Origin of the sequence: Tenacibaculum sp. TC6, assembly GCF_050606265.1 — a bacterium.
Taxonomy (GTDB): domain Bacteria; phylum Bacteroidota; class Bacteroidia; order Flavobacteriales; family Flavobacteriaceae; genus Polaribacter.
The window spans coordinates 1-20,921 of the sequence record NZ_JBOCUK010000007.1 but is presented as its reverse complement, the minus strand read 5'-3'; the positions used below and the strand labels follow the sequence as shown (position 1 = coordinate 20,921).

Genomic DNA, 20,921 nt, shown 5'->3' with positions numbered 1-20,921 from the left:
CAAAGCTATAAAATAAAACCCAATTGTCAAATTTTAATATGACAAAATTGTCGTATAATTAATTGACATTTGTTTTGTGAACAAAGAACAACTTAAAAAGAAAATAGGTCAGCGTATTGTTGAATTAAGAAGTCAGAAGGGTTGGAATCAATCAGATTTGGCTCGTGCTTGTAATAAGGATAGACAAGCGATTGAGAAATTAGAAAACGGAAAAGTTAATCCAACTATTTATTCACTTTTAGAAATTGCTAAGGCTTTGGAAACTTCGTTAAAAAGCCTTATAGATTTCTAAGAAAGTTGTGTTTCCAAGCTTTTGGTCAATTCTAGTTTTTCTAATTTATTATATAATATTTCCGATAAATTCTCCTGATAAGATTCTTCTATTAGTGTTAAATAAGCGCGAAGGTTACATTTTGAAACATTATTTTATCAGCAGTATTAGATTTTGATATATAGTTTTTAATTCCTTTTTGAACTTCTTTAGATAGCCGTTGTGTAGCCCTGAATTGCACTTGTCATAAGTACGCACAACGTATTTGTATAACTGTTGTTATGGGATTAAATTTAAATTTTTTGTTTAAAAACTAGTCTTAGTTATTACCTTGGTTTGGTAGCTCTTTTCAATCCTAGAAAATCAATCAATCCGGGATGAACTCTATATGTTTTAGCTCCCTCTTCAAATTGGCTTCTTGTATTTTTATATTTAAATATATATTCTGAACCGCCGTAACCACTTCCACCTGCTTTATAATAACCAATTATTGAAAACTCAAATAAATTCTTAAGCGACTCATATGAGTTTATATCGCCAGCAAATAGATATTTCTTTTTTTCAATTGCAGTATTAAAGTCTCCCATATCAAATTGGTGATATCCAATGCTTTTAATAACTTCCAGAATATTTTCATATTTAGGAATGTGTTTGTGGATTTCATCATCTAACTCATCAAGAAAATATTTGCTGTATTCTGCCTTTGCATCATTGATGTCTTTATTATTTATTAAATTTTCCTTTTCTTGATTTAATTTATGGGCCTTTATAATCTCATTACAAAATTGAATTGCGTCTCTTGGACGAAGAAAAGTCCTGTCTGTAATATAGTTATACTTTGACTGTTTTCCTGTCATTAATTGGGTTTCATCAAAAATATCTTCCCATTTAACTTCTTCGTCATCATTCTCTTTTAAAACCTGAGTTAGGCGTCTTTCCATTAATTCTTTTAAGGTATGGCTTCCTGGAATGTCCCATTCTATGATAGTTGCCGAAGCTTGGGTCAATTTGTTTTTATCCTCAAATTTTAATGAATTATAAATATCATCTCGCAGAAATACAATTACAGACATCTTTTTTCCTTTTTCCTTTGCTATTCGATTTATATCTTTCGCCGCAAGTAGTAAACCAATTACTCGATTATAATACTCGGAATTTGTTGGGTCAAATCCTAAATCCAATTGGTCAAATAAGATATGATATTGATTTTTTGGATTTAAACTACCGATTACATATTCAGTCAGATTTAGATTAACTTCTTGAATAATAGTCGGCAAATGTTCCATAGGAACTCCTTCTGATGTTATACCTCCTTTAAGTATTCCTAAATCAACTTTAAGATTCTTACTGACTTTTAGTTTTTTTGATGGAGTAAATATTTGTGTTACATCTGGGTCTCTTGAACCATAAGAGTCAATAATAAAGCTTTCAATTTTGGATAACATTTCGAGGGAATTATTATCAAAAGGTAAACTTTGATCTTGATTTAATAGGATTTTTGAAAGGCTTAATAATATCAAATATTTCCAACTATGAGTAAACTTGTCAAAATCAGGAACTCCAATTTTAGCTTGCTTATCGTGATAATGCCAGGGATAATCAGAAAAAGTATGACCGAAACAAAAATAGTCATAGTCTTTTTGATTTAAAAACCTTTTAAAAATAGCGGTCTTTCCTGTTCCCTTCCTACCTAAAACAATATACTTTTCTAATTTCTTTATTTCATTATAAGAGGTGTGATTTTGAAAACATTGCATTAACAAATCATCAGTATCAGCATCAATACCACCAATAGTTTTTATTGTTTCAATTTTCTTCATAGTTCAGTGTTTTTATTAATTTAGATCCAACAACAGTATAAAAGCCTTGCGCTCTTTATATACCTGTTTATTTATATAAAAGGAAACTAAAAGAAGTTAATATCTAACAATTTTTAGTTCCCGTGTATTAAACGCTGACGAACCTAACCAATAAAATGCAGATTTCCTTACGGGAATCCGTAAACAGGTAGTTTTTTGGGATATAAAGCACGGTTTTATTGAATAATCTTTAAAGCAACTCGTATAAAGAAGCATCCGGCAGTTCCTGAAATGGTACTGAAGACGTCAGGAAGCTTTCGGCACTTCTGGAAGTCATGCCAGCGTGGCTGGGAAGCTTTCGGGGTTTCTGGGAGTTGTGCCAGTGAGGCTGGGAAGGTTTCGGGGTTTCTGGAAGTCATGCCAGCGAGGCTGGGAAGGTTTCGGCACTTCTGGAAGTCATGCCAGCGTGGTTGGGAAGCTTTCGGCGTTTCTGAAAGTCATGCCAGCGCGGCTGGGAAGGTTTCGGGGTTTCTGGAAGTCGTGCCAGCGAGGCTGGGAAGGTTTCGGGGCTTCTGGAAGTCGTGCCAGCGAGGCTGTGAAGGTTTTCAATAATCAATAAACAGTTGTTAGTTAACAGGACTATTGTTATTGGTTTTAAACTTTTCAAGTTCTTTTGACTTTTCGACTGCGTCATTTCGACTCTTTCGACTGTCGCTCAAGACAGGCTCAAGGGAGAAATCTTTCGGTTAGTTCTGATGCTATTTAGTACTCTTTTACAGATTTCTCAGTTGTTATCACACCTTCGAAATGACTGTGCGTTTTTTGAGGGTTTGTTCTTTTGCTTTTCCCAGTCATTTCAACCCTTTCGACTGTCGCTCAAGGCAGGCTTTAGGGAGAAATCTCTTTTGATGTTTTGTACTCTTTTACAGATTTCTCAGTCGTTATCACTCCTTCGAAATGACTGCGCGTTTTTTGAGAGTTTGTTCTTTTGCTTTTCCCAGTCATTTCAACCCTTTCGACTGTTGCTCAAGGCAGGCTTTAGGGAGAAATCTCTTTTGATGTTTGGGACTCTTTTACAGATTTCTCAGTCGTTATCACTCCTTCGAAATGACTGTACGTTTTTTTTGGGTTTGTTCTTTTGCTTTTCCCAGTCATTTCGACTCTTTCGACTGTCGCTCAAGACAGGCTTTAGGGAGAAATCTCACATCTAACGAAGAGTATATTTTAAACTACATGATATTTCTCAGTCGTTAGCACTCCTTCGAAATGACTGTGCGTTTTTTGAGGGTTTGTTCTTTGGCTTTTCCACTGTGTCATTTCGGCTCTTTCAACAAAGGAGCCATCATTTTTGTAAGTTGCTTTTTTACTTCCTCTTTATGATATACCCATGATAGGAAAGAAACGGGTACAATTTGAATGCCTACACGATGTAAAATTCGGTACCGTTCAATATCAAAAGCAGCGGTAAAACTTCCCGGATATCCTATTAAGTCAATACCCAAATAGTTATGGTTGTTTTCTACTAACAAATCAATGCTTAACCCGGCAATTGTATATCCAACGTGAATAGTTAGCTTAAAAGGCTTTAAAAAGGCTTGAATTTCCTTGCTAAAAGTATCTTCTTCCGGTAATGAATTGTTTAACGGAGTCGGGGTATATTCAAAAGAACGTAAATAGGTTCGTAACAAAGATGTTTCTTGTAATGATTTAGAATCGATAGCGTAAAAAATATGCTGTTCATGCCTGGCACGAGTAATAGCCACATTAAAAACATCTTCTTTATTCAAATAGTTAATACTGGCAAAATGAGAATGTTTACTAACAACCATAGACAGGAGCATAATATCTCGTTCTTCTCCCTGAAAATGGTAAGGAGTACCTAATTTAATTCGATGTTTTTTAATGGTTTCTAAATCAAAAGATTCTTTAAGAAGCTTCGTTAAATAGTTAGTTTGCTGCCTAAAAGGAGATAAAACACCAATACTGCTTGCCAAACTTTTATGAAGAGACTGCTCTTTAGTAATAATTTGTTGTACGTGTTTTATGATATGAATAGCTTCTTCAGTATTTGTTCCGTTTTCATCTTGATGCCCTTCAATTTTATGTAAAAAAACGGCTTTTTTATCTACAGTAAGCGGAGTTTGCGTCATTACACGTAAAGCCTCTCCGTAAAATTGCTGATTACTAAAACGAATAATATCGGGTAAAGAGCGGTAATGCTCATCCAATAACACAATTTGATTACCTCCGGCAGTATGCTCTAGGGTAAAATCTAATAAACTCTTTTTTCGGAAATCAAAACGGATAACATCCTTAATTTGATGTTGTTGCTGAAAACGGTGCATTTGAGCTTTCGACAAAAAGCTAATATGACGTAATTGGTTGGTATCACCGGCCACTACAATTTTTTTAGCTCTTTGAAAAACAGGCAAACAAGAAGCAATATCACATTGCGTAGCTTCATCAACAATGGCAATATCAAACAAATCTTTTTGCAAGGGTAAACAAGTAGCAATTTCATCAATTTTTACCAACCAAACCGGTAAAAAATGAGTCAAAGGTTTTGCATCTAAGGCTTGTAATTGCTGATTAATAAGTGATTTTTCAGTTGTTTGAAAAATGTTGGTAAGAGTTACCAGTTTTTGTAGCTCGGTATGCGTATAGGAAATAAGTGTACTGATGAGGTTTTTTAACAAAGCCTCATCTGCCTTCTTTTCAAATAACGTTAGGGTTTTAAAGTATTTTTCTATGATTCTCCATTCAATCTGTTCAAAAACACGAATAAAATGAATGTCTAGCTTAGATACGGTTCTGTGTATAAACGTATCTGATAACAGCTTTTCAATACGCTCAATTTCTTTTTCCGTTTTTTCAATAAACTCTCTTTCAAGGGTTTTTAAGATTGTAAATAAAGTATCTTGTTCTTTGGTAGCTATACGCGCTTCATTTTTATGGTTATGACGATAATAATAACCATTGCTAATTTTTTTAAGTTTAGCTAACAGCGTTCTTTTATAGTAGTTCCCTCCTACTTTTATGGCAAAATTACCAATTTTAGAACTCATTAGCTTATCAGAAATTACGTGTAAAGCTTGTTCTGTTTTGGTAACAATTAAAACACTTTTTCCTTTGCTTACATAGTCTTGAGCAATGGCATTAATTGTATAGGTTTTACCCGTTCCCGGTGGTCCGAAAATTACAGATTTTTCATACTTAGAAGCATTTTGTACCACACGCTCTTGTGAAGCATTTAGTAGTAAAGGAATTTTAACCGGGTTTTTTATGATTGATTTTTCGGGCGTTTTTATTGAAAAAAAAGCCTGCAATCCTTTTGAATACTCTTGTTTTTCACTTAAAAATTCCAGTTCATTCACTACCGAATTGCTATTGTTGGCTTTACTGGAAATAAAGATACCGGAAGCCGTAACAAGTGTAAACACTTCTGATTGCTCAATGTTTTGAAGCTGTTTTTTTAAATAGGATTGGTTTTTAAGTTTTGGGTACAGTAGATAATCTGAATCGAAATTTAGATTTTCTATATGCTCCTCTACGATTCTTTTAAATTGATTGGCAAACTCAAAATTAGTGTACGGTTCGTTATCTAAAAGAGGTTCAACAGCCCTGTAAAATTCATCAAAAGATGTTGTGTATAGTAAGCTTTTGCAAAAGGCAATATTAAGCTGTCTGGATGCATGATCTATTTTTATAAAATAATCCTCCTCTATTTTTTCAATATCAGCCTTGTATAAAAACAAAGGAGCCGCTATGGAAACATGCTGTTTTTTAAAATTATTTCGTTTACCTAAACAAAAAAAACTGCCGTACCATAACTCTTTATCATTTTCAAAAAGAGCTAATGTTTGTAAACAGGAAACCGCTTGTTTTTCAGGTAAAAACTGTATAGGATACAGGTTGTTTATTAATTCTTCTTCATTTTTAATAATTAACTGTTGCTCGTATTTAGAAGAGAAAAAGTTAAGAACTCCGGCTTCCTTATTATCTGCCTGATAACATTTATGGAAATACGAAATATAATTTGAAATCATAGTAATTTATAAGAGTAGCTAACTTACGCAAAATTTCAAAAACAAAACTACAGGATAAATAATGGAGTGTACTACAAATTTCTTTTCGGTTATTACGAAGGAGTAGCAACGAGTGAAGTAATCTCCCGATAAAAAGAGACTGCCACAGCAAAAGTGTTTGCTTTGCAGTGACGGACTTGTTTTTAAAGACGGAAATTTGTTGTACAGATGAATAACAAAACCATAAAAACTTTGTTACTTTTGATGAGTAAAAGAAACATAAATGCAGCAAAACCATTTAAAAAACATTGCAGGTTTATTACTTGCCACTCTTTTTATAAGTACATCAGGAGTTTTGGGAAGATACATTGCAATGCCTTCGGAAATAATCATTTGGTTTCGCTCTGCCTTTGCTGCAGTATTCCTGTACCTTTTTTGTAAATACCGAAAAATAGACCTTCGTGTTAAATCGACAAAACATTACTTTCCGTTTTTTATCGGAGGTGTTTTTATGGCAGCACATTGGGTTACTTATTTTTATGCACTAAAACTTTCTAATGTAGCCATAGGGATGTTGTCGTTATACACATTTCCTGTACTGATAGCGTTTTTAGAGCCTGTTTTTTTAAAAACAAAGTTCAACCCCATTCATATTGTTTTAGGACTTCTCGTTTTGTTAGGGCTGTATATTTTATCTCCTGATTTTAATATAGAAAGCTCAAGCGTACAAGGAATTTTATTCGGGTTGTTTTCTGCTTTGTGTTATGCCATTAGAATTTTAATTTTAAAACAATACGTACTACAATACAACGGGGTGTTGTTAATGCTATATCAAACCATAGTAATAGCCGTTTGCCTGTTTCCTACCCTATTTTTTATGGACATTTCAGGGTTTCAAAGTCAGTTGCCATACCTATTGCTTTTAGCGTTACTAACCACCGCTATCGGACATAGTTTAATGGTACATTCCTTACAGTTTTTTACGGCATCAACAGCAAGTATTCTTAGCAGTGTTCAACCTATATTCGGTATTATTTTAGCTTTTTTATTTTTAAGTGAAATACCTACCATGCATACATTTATTGGCGGAAGTTTAATTTTAGCAACGGTGGTTATAGAAAGCATTCGAAGTAAAAATAAATAACTTTTCTGTAAGTGGTTAGTTAAGGGCTCGTCTAAAAACGGGTAAACTAAAAACTAAACAGACTATGCTTACACTTAAAAAATCCTTTGTAGGAATTGCTATGTTATTTTGTTTTCCAACTTTAATAACTGCACAAACAGCCATAACAGGCTTTTATCCTGAGAAAAATAAATTTACCGTTGCCGTAAATTACGTTTCTAAAAGTTACGATAAGTTTTATATGGGTGAAACATTATCTGACGGAAACCCGGCTAATTTAGGTGAAATTTCTTCTTCTATTATTGGTGTTTATGCAGATTATGGAATTAACAATTGGTTATCTGCTGTCGTATCGTTTCCGTATGTTTCTGTTAAAAGTGATGAGGGTAATTTAGATCCTGTTCATAAACAAAGCAAACAAAGCGGACTTCAGGACTTATCTTTATTTTTAAAAGCAAGAGCATTTGAAAGAAATTTTACTGATGGTTCTAAGTTTTCTCTTGGCGGTGCTGCCGGTATAAGCTTTCCAATGAGCGATTATGAAGGAAACGGTATTTTATCTATTGGTAACAAAGCCACAGCGGTAGACGGAATTGCTGTTTTACAGTATACGACTAACTTTAATTTGTTTATTGAAGCGCAAACAGGATTCAGTATTAGAAGTAATGCCGATTTTGACATCCCTAATGCTTTATTGTATAGCTTTAAGTTAGGGTATTATAACCAATGGTTTTATGCTCACACAAAATTAGGAATTCAAGATTCTACGTCCGGATATGATATTGGTTCTGCAGCGTTTGGAGCTAACGGAGGTCCAACAGCATTATCGCAAACTGAAGTAGATTACACCAACTTATCTTTTGATGTTTATGTGCCTGTTTATAAGCAAAATTTTGGAGTTACTGCCGGATACGGAGTTAACTTAGACGGACGAAATTTTGGTAATGAAAGAGGTTTTTCAGTAGGATTAGTGTACAAAAACTAGGTATAAAAACGGGATGATTTTTTCATCCCGTTTTTATTTAACTCTCATATTTTCATAATTGCGTTTTACGAATTCTAGTGCACACTCTAAAATTTCTCCCATAGTTGCACATTTTTTAAATTGAATATCTTTCGTAAAATCAAATATTTGATGCTTTAATAATTCAACATTTTTTGAAGTAGAAATAACATCATTTTTCATACAAGAAATAAGTTGATTTATTCTACTTTCCGAACTTAAAATCCGCTTGGCAACAATAGAGCGTTCTTCAATTTTATATTGGTTTATAGAAGCCTCCTGAAGCTTTTGCCCGACAAGGGTAACCATTGGAAAATTTTCTTTGAAAAACTGAGGATAATATACTTTAAACTTGCCCTCAAATGATTGCTGATCAAAATCAATAGCCCGAATTTTATATACCACGTGATCAAAGTCGTGGGTAGGAACAATTACATAATTGTAAGAACGCATGTCTCCCAATAAACGAATCATACAACGCTCATTAAACTTAACAAACTCTTTAGCTATTTGAGCTTTTTCAGATTCGGTACACTTTGGTAAAAAATCACGAATAAAATCATCTCCCGGAATACCGGCAATATGCTCTTCAATTAAGGTATCTTTATATACTAAAAAGTTAAGGTTGTAAGGAGATAAAATGTGCTCTAACTCTAATCCGTAAATACGAGAAGCATCTGTTTTTTTAATATAAAAATACGTGTAATTATCGTTTAAAATATTACGGACTTTGATTCGGAAAGGTTTTGAATTTCCAAAAGTACAATAGTCAATAGCATCTACATTCAGGTACGGAATTGTGTCTTCATTTCCATTAGAATGTAAAATGGTATATACTTTTTTTAAGCTTAAATCTATTTCTGCTCTTTCAAACTCAGAGTAATAAGTTCTTACCCATAAGGTATCTTCATCATTTTTGTCATAGACAACAATAGAACCCTGAAACCTAAGTAAATCATCATAAAATATAGGAATTTTAATATTCCTGCTGTTTTCAATTAAATAATCATTTAGTTGATCAGTAACAGGAAAAGCGGGCTTCTTTTGCGACATTAATTTTTCTTCGATGGGCATATACAGGGACTTTTATTTCAAAAGTAAATGATTAAAGTTATACCTCAAACATTTTTCCGGGTAAAGGTTTAATCACTCCTTTTAATTCCATTTGAATTAAAATTGAAGAGAGTTGATATACAGGAATTGTACATTCTAAAGCAATAACATCAAAAAGCTGTTTTCCGTTTTTAACAAGGTAATTGTATATGTTTTGTTCTTGCTCATCTAAGTCAACAAAAAGTGCTGTTTGTTTAACAACGGCAGGCTGAGGAATGTCCCAATTAAGCATATGCACAATATCATTAGCAGAACTTAGTAAATGAGCCGCGTTGTTTTTTATTAAATTATTACAACCGGTACTGTAAATATCGTTGGCTCTTCCGGCTAAAGCAAAAACATCTCTATTGTAAGAATTTGCTATATCAGCAGTAACTAAAGAGCCTCCTTTTTCTGCAGATTCAATTACTATGGTGGCTTGTGAAAGTCCGGCAACAATTCGATTTCGTTTTAAAAAATTTTCCCGCATCGGTTGCTCATGATGCCAAAACTCGGTCATAAACCCTCCGTTACTCATAACTTCATGAATATATTTTTTATGAGTTTTCGGGTATATTTCTTCCAGACCATGAGCCAGAACAGCAATTGTTTGCAACTTGTTTTTTATGGCTGCTTTATGAGCGTAAATATCAACCCCATAAGCAAATCCGCTTACAATAATAGGGTTATACGGAGCAAGCTCTTCAATAAGTTGATTACAAAAATCTTTTCCGTAGTTTGTTATGGTGCGTGTACCTACCACTGAGAGAATACGCGGAGTAGTTAAGTTGATATTTCCGTCACTAAAAATCAATATAGGAGCGTCCAGGCACTGCTTTAAATTTTTAGGATAATCAGAGTCTAAGAAATAAGCGTATTGATAGTTGTTGTCTTCTATAAATTGTAATTCCGTTGCTGCTTTTTTATAGGTGTTTTCATCAAAAAGATGTTGTAAGGTATGTGTTCCTATTCCCGGAATTTTAGTTAAGCTGGTTATGGACTCTTTAAAAATTTGTTCCGGACTTCCGGTAGCAGAAATAAGCTTTTTAGCAAGTACATCACCAATGTTTTTTGTAGCCTGAAGCCTAAGAATGGCCAGTAGTTTTTCTTGTTTCATAGTGCAAAAAATTGATTTTCAATATACAAAAAAAGTGTTAATAAGTATTGCGCCTAAAAATGGAAATGGTTGCTGAAAATTGTTAGTTTTGTTGCTATGAGATTAGCCAACTACATTAACGATTTATTATATAGATACGACTGCGTAATTGTTCCTAATTTTGGGGGATTTGTAACCAATAAAATTGGGGCAAAGGTTGATGAAAACACCAATGCTATTTATCCGCCTAAAAAACAACTTACTTTTAATGCGTATTTACAGCATAATGACGGATTGTTGGCAAACTACATCGCTTCAGCAGAAAAAATAACATTTGAAGAGGCCACAGAAAAAATAGCTGACGAAGTTGCTAACTGGAAAAAACAGTTAGAATCATCATCGTTAACGGTAGCTAAAGTGGGTACTTTAACGTTAAATGAAGATTATAAGTTAATTTTTGAGCCTAATGAGAAAAGTAATTTCTTATTAGAGTCTTTCGGATTAGCGGAAGCGGCTGCTTCAGAAGTAAAAAGAGCTAATGAAGAAGTAAAAGTTGTACCAATAGCTGAAGAACAGGAAGCAACCAAAAGAGTAATTCCAATAGCTGTAAAAAGAGTAGCTGTTGCTGCAGCGGTAGCCGGAGTTTTATATACGGGTTGGAATACGGTTCAAAATCAAAAGCAACAAGATATTATTGCAGATCAAGAAAAATTGGTAGAAAAGAAAATTCAATCTGCAACATTTGTTATAGATAATCCTTTACCAACTATTAATTTAAAAGTAACAAAAGAAGAAACTAGAAACTTTCATATTGTTGCCGGAGCTTTTCAGGAAGTAGAAAATGCGTATAAAAAAGTTAAGGAATTAAAAAATCAAGGATTCGAAGCTCGTATTATTGGTGAAAATTCTTGGGGACTTACCCAAGTGGTTTACGGAAGCTATGAAACTAAAGAGCTAGCGCGTAAAGCATTACAAAGCATTAAAGAAAATATTTCTGAAGACGCGTGGTTACTGGAAAAGTAGTCTTGCCTATTCCCTAGTTATTTTTGAAGCATTGCGTATCTTTGCACCAAACTTTTTAAGATGAGAGCAAAAACGCCAAGTGAATCGTTAACTACACTTACAGATTTAGTTTTACCGGGAGAAACTAATTATTTAGACAATCTTTTTGGAGGAGAATTATTAGCACGTATGGATAGGGCTTGTAGTATTGCTGCACGTCGTCATTCCCGTAGAATTGTAGTAACAGCATCTGTAAACCATGTTGCTTTTACCAAATCGGTACCTGTTGGAAGTGTGGTTACTATTGAAGCAAAAGTATCACGTACATTTACTTCTTCAATGGAGGTATATGTTGATGTTTGGATTGAAGACCGCCAGTCTGGTGAAAAAACAAAAGTTAATGAAGGTATTTATACGTTTGTTGCTGTTGATGAAACAGGAAAGCCGGTACCGATACCTCAAATTAAACCGGAAACTGAGTTAGAGCAAAAAAGATATGAAGGCGCTTTACGTAGAAAGCAGTTAAGTTTGGTTTTAGCCGGCAAAATGGATCCTAAGGATGCTACGGAGTTAAAAGCTTTATTCTTGTCTTAAAAAGGCTAAATTTCGTCTATATCACCATTTTCAGATAAAAGAATAGCAACAGATTTAGTTTTTTCAAACTGAGAAAAGATAATAATCATAATAACCGTTATGGGGACACTCAATACCATACCAGTGATTCCCCATATTTTTCCCCAAATGGCAAGAGATAAAATTGTAACTAAAGGGCTCAGGTTTAACGATTTTCCAAATACTTTTGGTTCAACAACATTACCAACAATCACCTGAATGGTTCCTACGGCAATTAAAACAATTAAAAACGGAGTAAGCTCTCCAAATTGTAACAAACAAAAAATTGCCGGAAAAACAGTAGCAACTAAAGAACCTATTGTTGGAATATAGTTTAACAGGAAAATTAAAAAAGCCCAAAAAGGAGCACTATCTACTCCAACAAATAGCAATACAAAATAACTTAAAATACCGGTAAGCAAACTTACATAGGTTTTTAAGCGTAAATAGTTAGAAATTGAATTTTCAATTTTTGTTAATAAGCTTTGTATGTTGTTGTAATTCTGCTCTTTATTAACAAACATCTTAGTGAGTTTCTTTTTAAAACTCGATTCTTCTAAAAAGAAAAATAAGGCATAAATTATAATCATAAAAGTATCTCCAAGTAAGCTACTGATACCATTAGCTATATCTCCTAAAAAGGAACCATAATCAAACTTTCCAACCAATACTTTTACTGAGCTAACCACATCTACACGAAAGTAATTATCTATTTTTTTAATAATGGTATCAACATTTGATTCGTAAGTTGAATAAGAAGAAGTTAAATCGGTAATACTATTCGTAATAATTTCAGAAACAAAGCTAAAACTCAAAATAATTAAGCTAAATACAATTACATTACTTAACCATTTTGGAATGAATTTTTTAGCGAAAGGAATACGGTAAACAGATTTTCGTATTTCTCTGGTTAAAAACCAAAAAATTAAAGCAAAAACAAAAGGAATTAAAATTCCTTTTCCAATAACCAGCACGGTAATAAGTGCAGCAATGGTTATAATAATGTTAGCTGAGTTTTTCACTTTAGTTGATTTTTATTGAATCCAGTCAGAAGGATTTAAACGCGTTGTATTTTTATACAAAACAAAACTCAGTTTTGTTTTTCCGGTAACTTTATCGGTAAATATTCTTCCTAATTTTTCTCCTGTTTTAATAGCATCTCCTTTTTTAACATATACATTTTCTAAGCTATTGTATACCGAAATGTAGTTACCATGCTGTACGTAAACAGATCTTTTTCCGTCTGAATGTTTTTGAATAATCAGTACTTTTCCGTTAAAAATACTTCTGGCATCAGAGTTTTCTTGAGCGGCTATATGAAGTCCGGTACTGTTAATGTTAATACCGGGAAACGTTGGATGAGGTTGCACCCCAAACTTACGGGTTATAATACCTTTTACAGGCCAAGGTAAGTTTCCTTTGTTTTGTTCAAAATTAGCTAATAAAACTTTTTCTTCAGCATTTAAAGAGAATTCTGCCGATTTTTTAGCTCCTTTTTCTTTATTAGATTTTGCAATGGCTTCTCTAATTAATTTGTCAATTTTAGCGGCAACTTTTTTCTCTTCTTTCTGTTTATCTATAAGTGTTTTTTTATACTTACTTTCTTGGTTTTTTATAGTGCTAATTAGTTTTTCCTGCTCTTTTTTATCACTTTCAATTTCTTCTTTATTGCTTTTTTCTTCACTAATCAATCGAATCTTTATTTTTTTTCGATCTAGTAAAGAATCGTTTAGCTTTTCAACCTCTTTTGTTTTTACTATAATTTCTTCACCTTGTTGCTTTCTGAAATCGTTATACTGTTGCATGTATTTTACACGTTTATACGCTTGGTAAAAACTTTCAGATGAAAGTAAAAACATTGTTTTACTTTGTAAAGATTTACTTTTATGAGTTTTAACAACCATATCAGAATAACTCTCTTTAAGAGTTTTTAATTCTTTGTTATAGTTATCTAGTTGCTTTTTGTTTTTTTTAATCTCTTTGTCCAGTTCTTTAGCTTCTAGCTCAATGGTTTCAATTAACCGTTCTCTAATGCTTATTTTCTGATTCAAATCTTTCAAATCATCTAAGGCATTACTTTTTTGTTTTTTTGTTTTAAACAATAAGCTATTTACCTGTTCAATTTCTTTTTTAAGCTCAGAACGCTTTTTCTCAAGCTCTTTTCTGGTTTGAGAGAAAGAAGAGAGGCTGAGTAAAAAGGCACATACTATAATTGAGCAGAAATGGAACTTTTTCATGGGCTATAACTGTATTTCTTTATATCCTTCAGGAATTGAAAAATTAAGGTCTAAATTCGTGTTAAAATCTACTGAACGAACTGTAAGGTCTATATTGGTAAATTTAGCATTTTCTTTTGCTAAAATGTTTATTTTATTTGGAAAAACAATGTTTTTCTTATTTAAATATGCCGGATAAGAAATATCTAAACGTTGATTTTTTACCGGGTTAACTAAAGATTGTTTATCTAACTTATAATGATTAGGGTTAATATAAAAGAAAGCATTAAATAAGTCCGATTGTTCTTTAGGTGATAACTGATAAGAATTTTGGCTTATTTCTATATTCTGACGATTTGATTTTACATCAAAAATAGCTTGACCAAGTAACAAGTTTTGTAGTTGCTGAAAAGTTATATCTGTACCTAATAATTTTTTTAGCATAGAAAAATCTCCTTCAAAATAATTTCTTTTATAAGGAGAGTAAAAGCTCACTTTATCCGGAGTAATTTTAGCTTTAAAAATGGTAATAATTTTAGTGCCTTTAAGCCAAATTACCTCATCTTTTTTTATTTTCATTCTAACAGAAAAACCAAGGCCCTCACTATTGTCTTTATAATCAACTTTTAGTTTAGCGTCTATTGTTTTTTCCTCAAAATTATGAGCTACGTGCTTTTTTGCCACCTTTTTGGCAGACATTTCTTTTAATGCTGTATGAGTTGCTGCAGATTTGTTAGACTTACATGAAGTAAAGACAAGCAGAAAAACAACAATATATGTAAATAATCTCATGTATTGGAAAAATTACTCTTTTAACTTCTTTTGATACTTATGGGTGTTTTTAACATCACCCAATCCTTTATAACTTATAACAAACTCATTATAAAAATGGGCTTGCATAATTGGATTATCTATAACAAAATCAATACCATTTTGTAAGCTAACTATAGCTTTTTTATAATTTTTGATTTTATTATAGGCTTTAGCATTCATTAAATACACTAAAGGTTGTGCCGGAAAAAGAGCCAGCCCTTCTTCACTATAGCTCAATAATTTAGTGTCGTTATCAATATCAAGTTTGGTAAGTAATTGTTTTAAAGAAAAAAATGATTTCTCTTTTTTAAATTGTTCTTCAATATTAGCCTCAGTTGATTTTGTGGCAACTTCTGTGTTTTCTTTTGGTGTTTTTCTGAGTTTGGTTAAGTTGGCTTGTAATTGTCTGAGTCTGGGAGTTAATAGTTTTGCGTTTTCTAATTCGTTAAGCACTATTTTTGCTGAGTCAACATTACTGCTTTGTAAATATAGAAATACTAAGTTTTGTTTCTTTTTCGGGTATTTTTTAGCAATGTTTTTTTGAGTTTTAATGGCTTTATCAAAAGCATAACTACTTTTATAAACCTGAACTAAGTGTTCAGCTATCCATAAGTTATCAGGTTCTATAAGTAAAGCGCTATTTCCGTATTCAATAGCTTCAACAAATCGTCCAATTTTATAATAGTTTTTTGAAAGTTCAAAAAGAACAGCTTTGTTGTTAGGCTCTAATTGATTACACTTTTCTAAACTTTCAATAGCTTTTTGGTAATTGTTAATCGCTTTATTGGTAATAGCACTAAAAAAATGTTCTTGAAAATCAATATTTTTTTTGTCTTCAATCCCTTGAGAAGGAGGAATGCTATCTTGAGCATACACCATTGTAGCATTAAAGCACAAGAAGAAAGTAAAAAAAGCCAATGCTAATAAAGGGCTCTTTTTACTTTCTATCAATGTTAGAATGCGCTTTTTATATAAGTTCTGTATAATCACCTATGCTTACTGATGTATATTTACCGTTATACTTTACATGATTTCCAATCATAGCCATATCTAATGAAGCATCAGATATTTGCGTATTGGTTTGAATCAACGAATTAACAATCGTAGAATTTTCAACAACACTATTTTCTCCAATTGAAACATAAGGGCCCAATGTTGTGTTTTTTAACACCACGTTTTTACCTACGTAACAAGGTTGTATAATTTCAGAGTTCTCTAATACAACGTCGTTAGAAACTAAATTATTTCCATCTTCTTGTTCAAAAACAAGAATTTGTTTATTTGTATCAACAGTAGGATCCTTTTTACCACAATCCATCCAAGCATCTACTTTACCAGGAACAAACTTGGCTCCTTGTTGTTTTAAAGACTCTAACACGTTAGTAATTTGGTACTCTCCGTTTTCTCTTAAATCATTGTCAATTAAATACTGAATTTCAGTAAGTAATTTATCGCCGTCTTTAAAATAATAAATTCCGATAATGGCTAAGTCAGAAACAAATTCTTTTGGCTTTTCAACAAAATCAGTAATTACTCCTTCATTCAACTTCACAACACCAAAAGCACTAGGGTCTTCTACTTGTTTTACCCATATAGCACCATCTGCATTAACATCTAACGTAAAATCGGCTTTAAAAAGCGTATCAGCATATGCAACAATGCAAGGACCACTTAATGATTCTTTGGCACAATAGATAGCATGAGCAGTACCTAAAGCTTCTTCCTGAACATATACACTACCTTTAGCTCCTAAATCTGAAGCTATTTTTAAAAGCGTATCTTTTGTATTTGAAGGAAACCCTTTAGTTGCCGGACCAATTACAAAAGCAATTTCTTCAATAGGTTGCTTCACTACAGAAGCAATATTTTCTACTAAACGATGAACAATTGACTTACCTGCAATAACAGTTAATGGCTTAGGAACAGTTAACGTATGCGGTCTTAACCTTGAACCTATCCCGGCCATTGGAACAATAATTTTCATTTTTCTATTTTTTAACGGTGCAATATACCACTAAATTATGTTTGAAAAAAGTTATATGCCTTTAGGAATGGCTTCTATTAGTGTTTTTGTATATGCTGTTTTAGGTGATTTATAAATGGTATCAGCATCACCTATTTCTTCAATTTTACCCTGATTCATAACAATGAGTTGATCTGACATATATTTTACAACGGATAAGTCATGAGAAATAAAAATATAGGTGAAGTTAAATTCAGATTTTAACTGATTTAATAAGTTAAGAACTTGAGCTTGAACAGATACATCTAAAGCAGAAACAGATTCATCACAAATAATAAGCTTAGGTTGTAAAGCAATAGTTCTGGCAATACCTATTCTTTGTCGTTGCCCTCCTGAAAATTCATGAGGATATCTATAAAAATGTTCCGGTTCTAGTCCTACCTTTTGTAAAAGATGCATAACATACTCTTTGCGTTCTTTATTGTTGGCTAGTATAGTATGCACTTTCATAGGTTCCATTATGGTCTTTCCTACCGGAATTCGAGGGTTTAAAGAAGAAAAAGGATCTTGAAAAATAATTTGAATCTCTTTTCTTAATGTTTTTAGCTCAGATGAGGAAATGTTGGTAAGGTCTTTCCCTCTATATAAAATATGACCGGAAGTCGCTTTTTCTAACTGTAAAATTGTACGCCCTAAGGTGGTTTTTCCACAGCCACTTTCACCAACTAATCCAACAGTTTCTCCTTCATAAATTTTAAAGGAAACAGTATTTACTGCTGTAATTTTTGAAGGTTTTGAAAACCATGATGTATTAGAAATAAACTCTTTTTTCAAATCAACAACTTCCAGTAAAGGAGAAGTATTGTATAGTTTTTGATGAAAAGTGTTTCGTTCATTATCTGTATAGATTGCATTATTTACGGTATCATTGATAAAGTCAGTAACGGTTGGTAATTTTTTTAGACGTTTGTTTAGCTCAGGTTTTGAGTTAATTAAAGCCTTCGTATAATTTTGTTCAGGATGTAAAAAAACAGCTTTTGCATTTCCTTGCTCAATAACATTTCCTTTATACATAACCAAAATAGTATCGGCTATTTCAGAAACTAAAGAAAGATCATGAGAAATGAAAATAATACTCATTTCTTGTTCTTTTTGAAGTTCTTTTAAAAGAAGAATTATTTCTTTTTGAACGGTTACATCAAGGGCTGTGGTAGGTTCATCAGCAATTAACAATGCCGGTTTACAAGCGATAGCCATGGCAATCATAACACGTTGCTTTTGTCCTCCGCTAATTTCATGAGGATAAGCATTATAAAGTTGCTCAGGTCTGGGAAGTTTTACTTTTTTAAATAAATCAATTACTTCGTTTTTTATTTCTTTTGATGAAAGAGAGGTGTGTTGTTTTAAAACTTCAGCAACTTGGTAGCCACAGGTTAATGTTGGGTTTAACGAACTCATAGGTTCTTGAAATATCATGGCAATTTCTTTTCCTCGTATTGATTGAAGTTCTTTCTCTGTATAGTTTAAAATAGGTTGATTTTTAAATATAATTTCACCTTCAATTTTTGCTTTAGAAGTTAATAAACCCATGATAGCCAAAGAGCTAATAGATTTTCCACTACCACTTTCACCTACAATACCTAAAATTTTATTTTCTTTAAGAGAAAAAGAAACATTTTTTAGAGCATAATTATTTTTATTAAAAGAGATTGATAAGTTCTTAACCTTAAGCATTTACTGTTGTTTTTGGTAAAAATACTCTTTTCAGATAAATTATAAATTTATATTTAAAGTGTTGTTAATGAGATTTTTGTTGTTTTATTGTTATAAATTAATATATTTGTTGTAATTTTAATAAAAAAACCAATTTATTTTTAAATTTTTAACTCAAACCCTTCTAAAAATGAAACAAAAAATTACTCTGGCACTTTTGTGCTTGTTTTTTGTGGGTGCTACTTTTGCCCAGGAAAAAAGGAATTGTCATTCAATGGATAATCTTGAATACAGACAATCAAAAGATCCTTCACTAAAGCTAAGAATGCAAAAAATTGAAGAATTTACTCAGCAAAGAGTAAAAAAAATGAAAAACTATCAAGGAAAAATAGTTGGTAACATCATTCAAATTCCTGTAGTTGTTCACGTAATTTATAGTAACTCACAAGAAAACATTAGCGAAGCCCAAATTCAATCGCAAATAACAGTTTTAAATGAGGATTATAGAAGAACCAACGCAGATAAAACGAATAAGTGGTCACAGGCTGCAGATACTGAAATAGAGTTTTATTTAGCTAAAGTTGATCCAAACGGAAATCCGACTAACGGTATTACCAGAAAATCATCAACAAAAACATCATGGGGAACAAACGATGCGATGAAAAAATCGTCTCAAGGTGGTGTTGATCCATGGAATACTGCTGAATATTTAAATATGTGGGTATGTAATATCGGAGGAGGAATCTTAGGATATGCACAATTCCCGGGAGGTAGTGCTGCTACAGATGGTGTAGTAATGGGGCCTCAATATTTCGGAAGTTCAGATAAAGGTTCTGGATTTTATTTATCATCTCCTTTTGATAAAGGAAGAACAACAACACACGAGGTAGGACACTTTTTAAATTTACGTCACATTTGGGGTGACGGAGGTTGTGGTGTTGATGATTTTGTGTCTGATACACCGGAATCTGATGCAGCTAATTATGGTTGTGCATCTACACATTCTTCTTGTGGTTCATTAGATATGGTTGAAAACTATATGGATTATTCTGATGACACGTGTATGAACTTATTTACATTAGGTCAAAAAAACAGAATGCGTGCTGTTTTAGATACTGGTGGGGTAAGACGTAGTTTAGCATTATCTGATAAAACAGGAGGAGGAACTTCTTGTACAGCTACTGTTCCGACAGGAGTTTCAGTATCAGGAGTAACTTCATCAGGAGCTACTGTTTCATGGAGTTCAGTATCAGGAGCTACTTATGATGTTAGATATCGTCAAGTAGGAACCAGTACATGGACTACCAATGCTGTATCAGGAACAACAACATCATTAAGCGGTTTATCAGCATCAACTCAATATGAAGTACAAGTTCGTAGCAAGTGTTCAGGTGGAACTAACTCAGCATATAGTAGCTCAGTAAGTTTTACAACACCGGTAGTAACGATTACTTATTGTGCTTCAAAAGGAGACAGCGTAGCTGATGAGTACATTCAAAGAGTTCAGTTGGGTAGTATAGATAATGCTTCAGGAGCCGGAAACGGATATTCAGATCACACATCATTATCTGCCAATTTAGCTAAAGGAACTTCACATACAATTACCATTACACCAAAGTGGACAGGAACTGTTTATAACGAAGGTTATGGAGTGTTTATAGATTATAACCAAGACGGAGATTTTTCAGATTCAGGAGAGACTGTTTGGACTAAAGCAGCGTCAAAAGACACTCCGGTAAGTGGATCATTTACAGTTCCATCAGGAGCTTTAGAAGGGTCAACCAGAATGCGTGTAATTTTACGTTACAATACTATCCCAACATCATGTGGGTCTTATAACTATGGAGAGACAGAAGATTACACAGTAGTAATTGGCGGATCTCAATCGGATACTCAAGCTCCTACAGCGCCAAGTGGTTTAACCGCTTCTAATGTAGCACAAACAAGTTTAACGTTAAGTTGGACAGCATCTACAGACAATGTTGGAGTAACAGGTTATGATGTTTACCAAGGATCAACAAAAATAAGCACAGTAACAGGAACTACATCTAATGTAAGTGGTTTAACAGCGAATACTACATATAGTTTCTCAGTAAAGGCAAAAGATGCAGCCGGCAATGAGTCAGGCTCAAGTAATGTAGTAAGTGTAACCACGTTAAGCAATAGTGTAACATATTGTGCTTCAAAAGGAAA

At 32.9% G+C, this 20,921-nt stretch carries 16 protein-coding genes; 6 read left to right on the top strand and 10 right to left on the bottom strand.

Annotated features, from left to right (window positions below; genetic code table 11):
* Positions 1-76 precede the first annotated feature (76 nt).
* Positions 77-292 (top strand): helix-turn-helix domain-containing protein, encoded by a 216-nt coding sequence (locus ACQY1Q_RS05580; protein WP_431004303.1) that lies wholly within the window; start codon positions 77-79, stop codon positions 290-292.
* Positions 293-597: 305 nt separating this feature from the next.
* Here ACQY1Q_RS05580 and ACQY1Q_RS05575 read toward each other — a convergent pair whose 3' ends face one another.
* Complete coding sequence (locus ACQY1Q_RS05575; RefSeq protein WP_431004302.1) at positions 598-2,091, bottom strand: P-loop ATPase, Sll1717 family; 1,494 nt, start codon at positions 2,089-2,091, stop codon at positions 598-600.
* 1,292 nt (positions 2,092-3,383) lie between these two features.
* A complete protein-coding gene (locus ACQY1Q_RS05570) occupies positions 3,384-6,116 on the bottom strand; it encodes an AAA domain-containing protein (protein ID WP_431004301.1) in 2,733 nt (910 codons plus the stop codon).
* Positions 6,117-6,378: 262 nt separating this feature from the next.
* Here ACQY1Q_RS05570 and ACQY1Q_RS05565 point away from each other — a divergent pair, with 262 nt between their 5' ends.
* Both ACQY1Q_RS05565 and ACQY1Q_RS05560 read left to right on the top strand, forming a co-directional pair.
* On the top strand, positions 6,379-7,239 hold the full coding sequence (locus ACQY1Q_RS05565; RefSeq protein WP_431004300.1) for a DMT family transporter: 861 nt from the start codon (positions 6,379-6,381) through the stop codon (positions 7,237-7,239).
* Between the two features lie 64 nt (positions 7,240-7,303).
* Positions 7,304-8,203, top strand: coding sequence for a transporter (locus ACQY1Q_RS05560; protein ID WP_431004299.1), 900 nt, complete (start codon positions 7,304-7,306; stop codon positions 8,201-8,203).
* 33 nt (positions 8,204-8,236) lie between these two features.
* Here ACQY1Q_RS05560 and ACQY1Q_RS05555 read toward each other — a convergent pair whose 3' ends face one another.
* Positions 8,237-9,295, bottom strand: coding sequence for a hypothetical protein (locus tag ACQY1Q_RS05555; RefSeq protein ID WP_431004298.1), 1,059 nt, complete (start codon positions 9,293-9,295; stop codon positions 8,237-8,239).
* Positions 9,296-9,332: 37 nt separating this feature from the next.
* Positions 9,333-10,430, bottom strand: coding sequence for a DNA-processing protein DprA (dprA, locus tag ACQY1Q_RS05550; RefSeq protein ID WP_431004297.1), 1,098 nt, complete (start codon positions 10,428-10,430; stop codon positions 9,333-9,335).
* A gap of 69 nt (positions 10,431-10,499) precedes the next feature.
* Between dprA and ACQY1Q_RS05545 the strand changes: the two genes are divergently transcribed.
* Together ACQY1Q_RS05545 and ACQY1Q_RS05540 are read left to right on the top strand one after the other, a co-directional pair.
* Positions 10,500-11,432 (top strand): SPOR domain-containing protein, encoded by a 933-nt coding sequence (locus ACQY1Q_RS05545; RefSeq protein ID WP_431004296.1) that lies wholly within the window; start codon positions 10,500-10,502, stop codon positions 11,430-11,432.
* A gap of 60 nt (positions 11,433-11,492) precedes the next feature.
* The gene (locus tag ACQY1Q_RS05540) at positions 11,493-12,005 is read left to right on the top strand and encodes an acyl-CoA thioesterase (protein WP_431004295.1); all 513 of its coding nucleotides are present in this window, start codon (positions 11,493-11,495) and stop codon (positions 12,003-12,005) included.
* 5 nt (positions 12,006-12,010) lie between these two features.
* Here the strand turns inward: ACQY1Q_RS05540 and ACQY1Q_RS05535 are convergent, their stop codons facing one another.
* Genes ACQY1Q_RS05535 through ACQY1Q_RS05510 form a run of 6 tightly spaced genes read right to left on the bottom strand, consistent with a single transcriptional unit; the run spans position 12,011 to position 18,749 of the window.
* Positions 12,011-13,045, bottom strand: coding sequence for an AI-2E family transporter (locus tag ACQY1Q_RS05535; RefSeq protein WP_431004294.1), 1,035 nt, complete (start codon positions 13,043-13,045; stop codon positions 12,011-12,013).
* A gap of 12 nt (positions 13,046-13,057) precedes the next feature.
* Positions 13,058-14,260 carry a murein hydrolase activator EnvC family protein gene (locus ACQY1Q_RS05530; protein ID WP_431004293.1) on the bottom strand — a complete coding sequence of 401 codons (1,203 nt, stop codon included), beginning with the start codon at positions 14,258-14,260 and terminating at the stop codon, positions 13,058-13,060.
* Positions 14,261-14,263: 3 nt separating this feature from the next.
* Positions 14,264-15,031, bottom strand: coding sequence for a DUF4292 domain-containing protein (locus ACQY1Q_RS05525; RefSeq protein WP_431004292.1), 768 nt, complete (start codon positions 15,029-15,031; stop codon positions 14,264-14,266).
* 12 nt (positions 15,032-15,043) lie between these two features.
* Positions 15,044-16,003, bottom strand: a complete 960-nt coding sequence (locus ACQY1Q_RS05520; RefSeq protein ID WP_431004291.1) for a tetratricopeptide repeat protein — start codon at positions 16,001-16,003, stop codon at positions 15,044-15,046.
* Positions 16,004-16,019: 16 nt separating this feature from the next.
* Positions 16,020-17,036, bottom strand: coding sequence for a sugar phosphate nucleotidyltransferase (locus ACQY1Q_RS05515; RefSeq protein WP_431004290.1), 1,017 nt, complete (start codon positions 17,034-17,036; stop codon positions 16,020-16,022).
* Between the two features lie 51 nt (positions 17,037-17,087).
* Positions 17,088-18,749 (bottom strand): ABC transporter ATP-binding protein, encoded by a 1,662-nt coding sequence (locus tag ACQY1Q_RS05510; protein ID WP_431004289.1) that lies wholly within the window; start codon positions 18,747-18,749, stop codon positions 17,088-17,090.
* 169 nt (positions 18,750-18,918) lie between these two features.
* Between ACQY1Q_RS05510 and ACQY1Q_RS05505 the strand changes: the two genes are divergently transcribed.
* On the top strand, positions 18,919-20,921 hold a 2,003-nt coding region (locus ACQY1Q_RS05505; RefSeq protein ID WP_431004288.1), incomplete at its 3' end, for a GEVED domain-containing protein.

Excerpts from the sequence above, each read along its gene's own strand:
- ACQY1Q_RS05515 (WP_431004290.1), bottom strand. The coding sequence starts at position 17,036 with ATGAAAATTATTGTTCCAATGGCCGGGATAGGTTCAAGGTTAAGACCG.
- ACQY1Q_RS05575 (WP_431004302.1), bottom strand. The coding sequence starts at position 2,091 with ATGAAGAAAATTGAAACAATAAAAACTATTGGTGGTATTGATGCTGAT.
- ACQY1Q_RS05525 (WP_431004292.1), bottom strand. The coding sequence starts at position 15,031 with ATGAGATTATTTACATATATTGTTGTTTTTCTGCTTGTCTTTACTTCA.
- ACQY1Q_RS05560 (WP_431004299.1), top strand. The coding sequence starts at position 7,304 with ATGCTTACACTTAAAAAATCCTTTGTAGGAATTGCTATGTTATTTTGT.
- ACQY1Q_RS05540 (WP_431004295.1), top strand. The coding sequence starts at position 11,493 with ATGAGAGCAAAAACGCCAAGTGAATCGTTAACTACACTTACAGATTTA.
- ACQY1Q_RS05570 (WP_431004301.1), bottom strand. The coding sequence starts at position 6,116 with ATGATTTCAAATTATATTTCGTATTTCCATAAATGTTATCAGGCAGAT.
- ACQY1Q_RS05510 (WP_431004289.1), bottom strand. The coding sequence starts at position 18,749 with ATGCTTAAGGTTAAGAACTTATCAATCTCTTTTAATAAAAATAATTAT.
- ACQY1Q_RS05555 (WP_431004298.1), bottom strand. The coding sequence starts at position 9,295 with ATGCCCATCGAAGAAAAATTAATGTCGCAAAAGAAGCCCGCTTTTCCT.
- ACQY1Q_RS05530 (WP_431004293.1), bottom strand. The coding sequence starts at position 14,260 with ATGAAAAAGTTCCATTTCTGCTCAATTATAGTATGTGCCTTTTTACTC.
- ACQY1Q_RS05565 (WP_431004300.1), top strand. The coding sequence starts at position 6,379 with ATGCAGCAAAACCATTTAAAAAACATTGCAGGTTTATTACTTGCCACT.
- dprA (WP_431004297.1), bottom strand. The coding sequence starts at position 10,430 with ATGAAACAAGAAAAACTACTGGCCATTCTTAGGCTTCAGGCTACAAAA.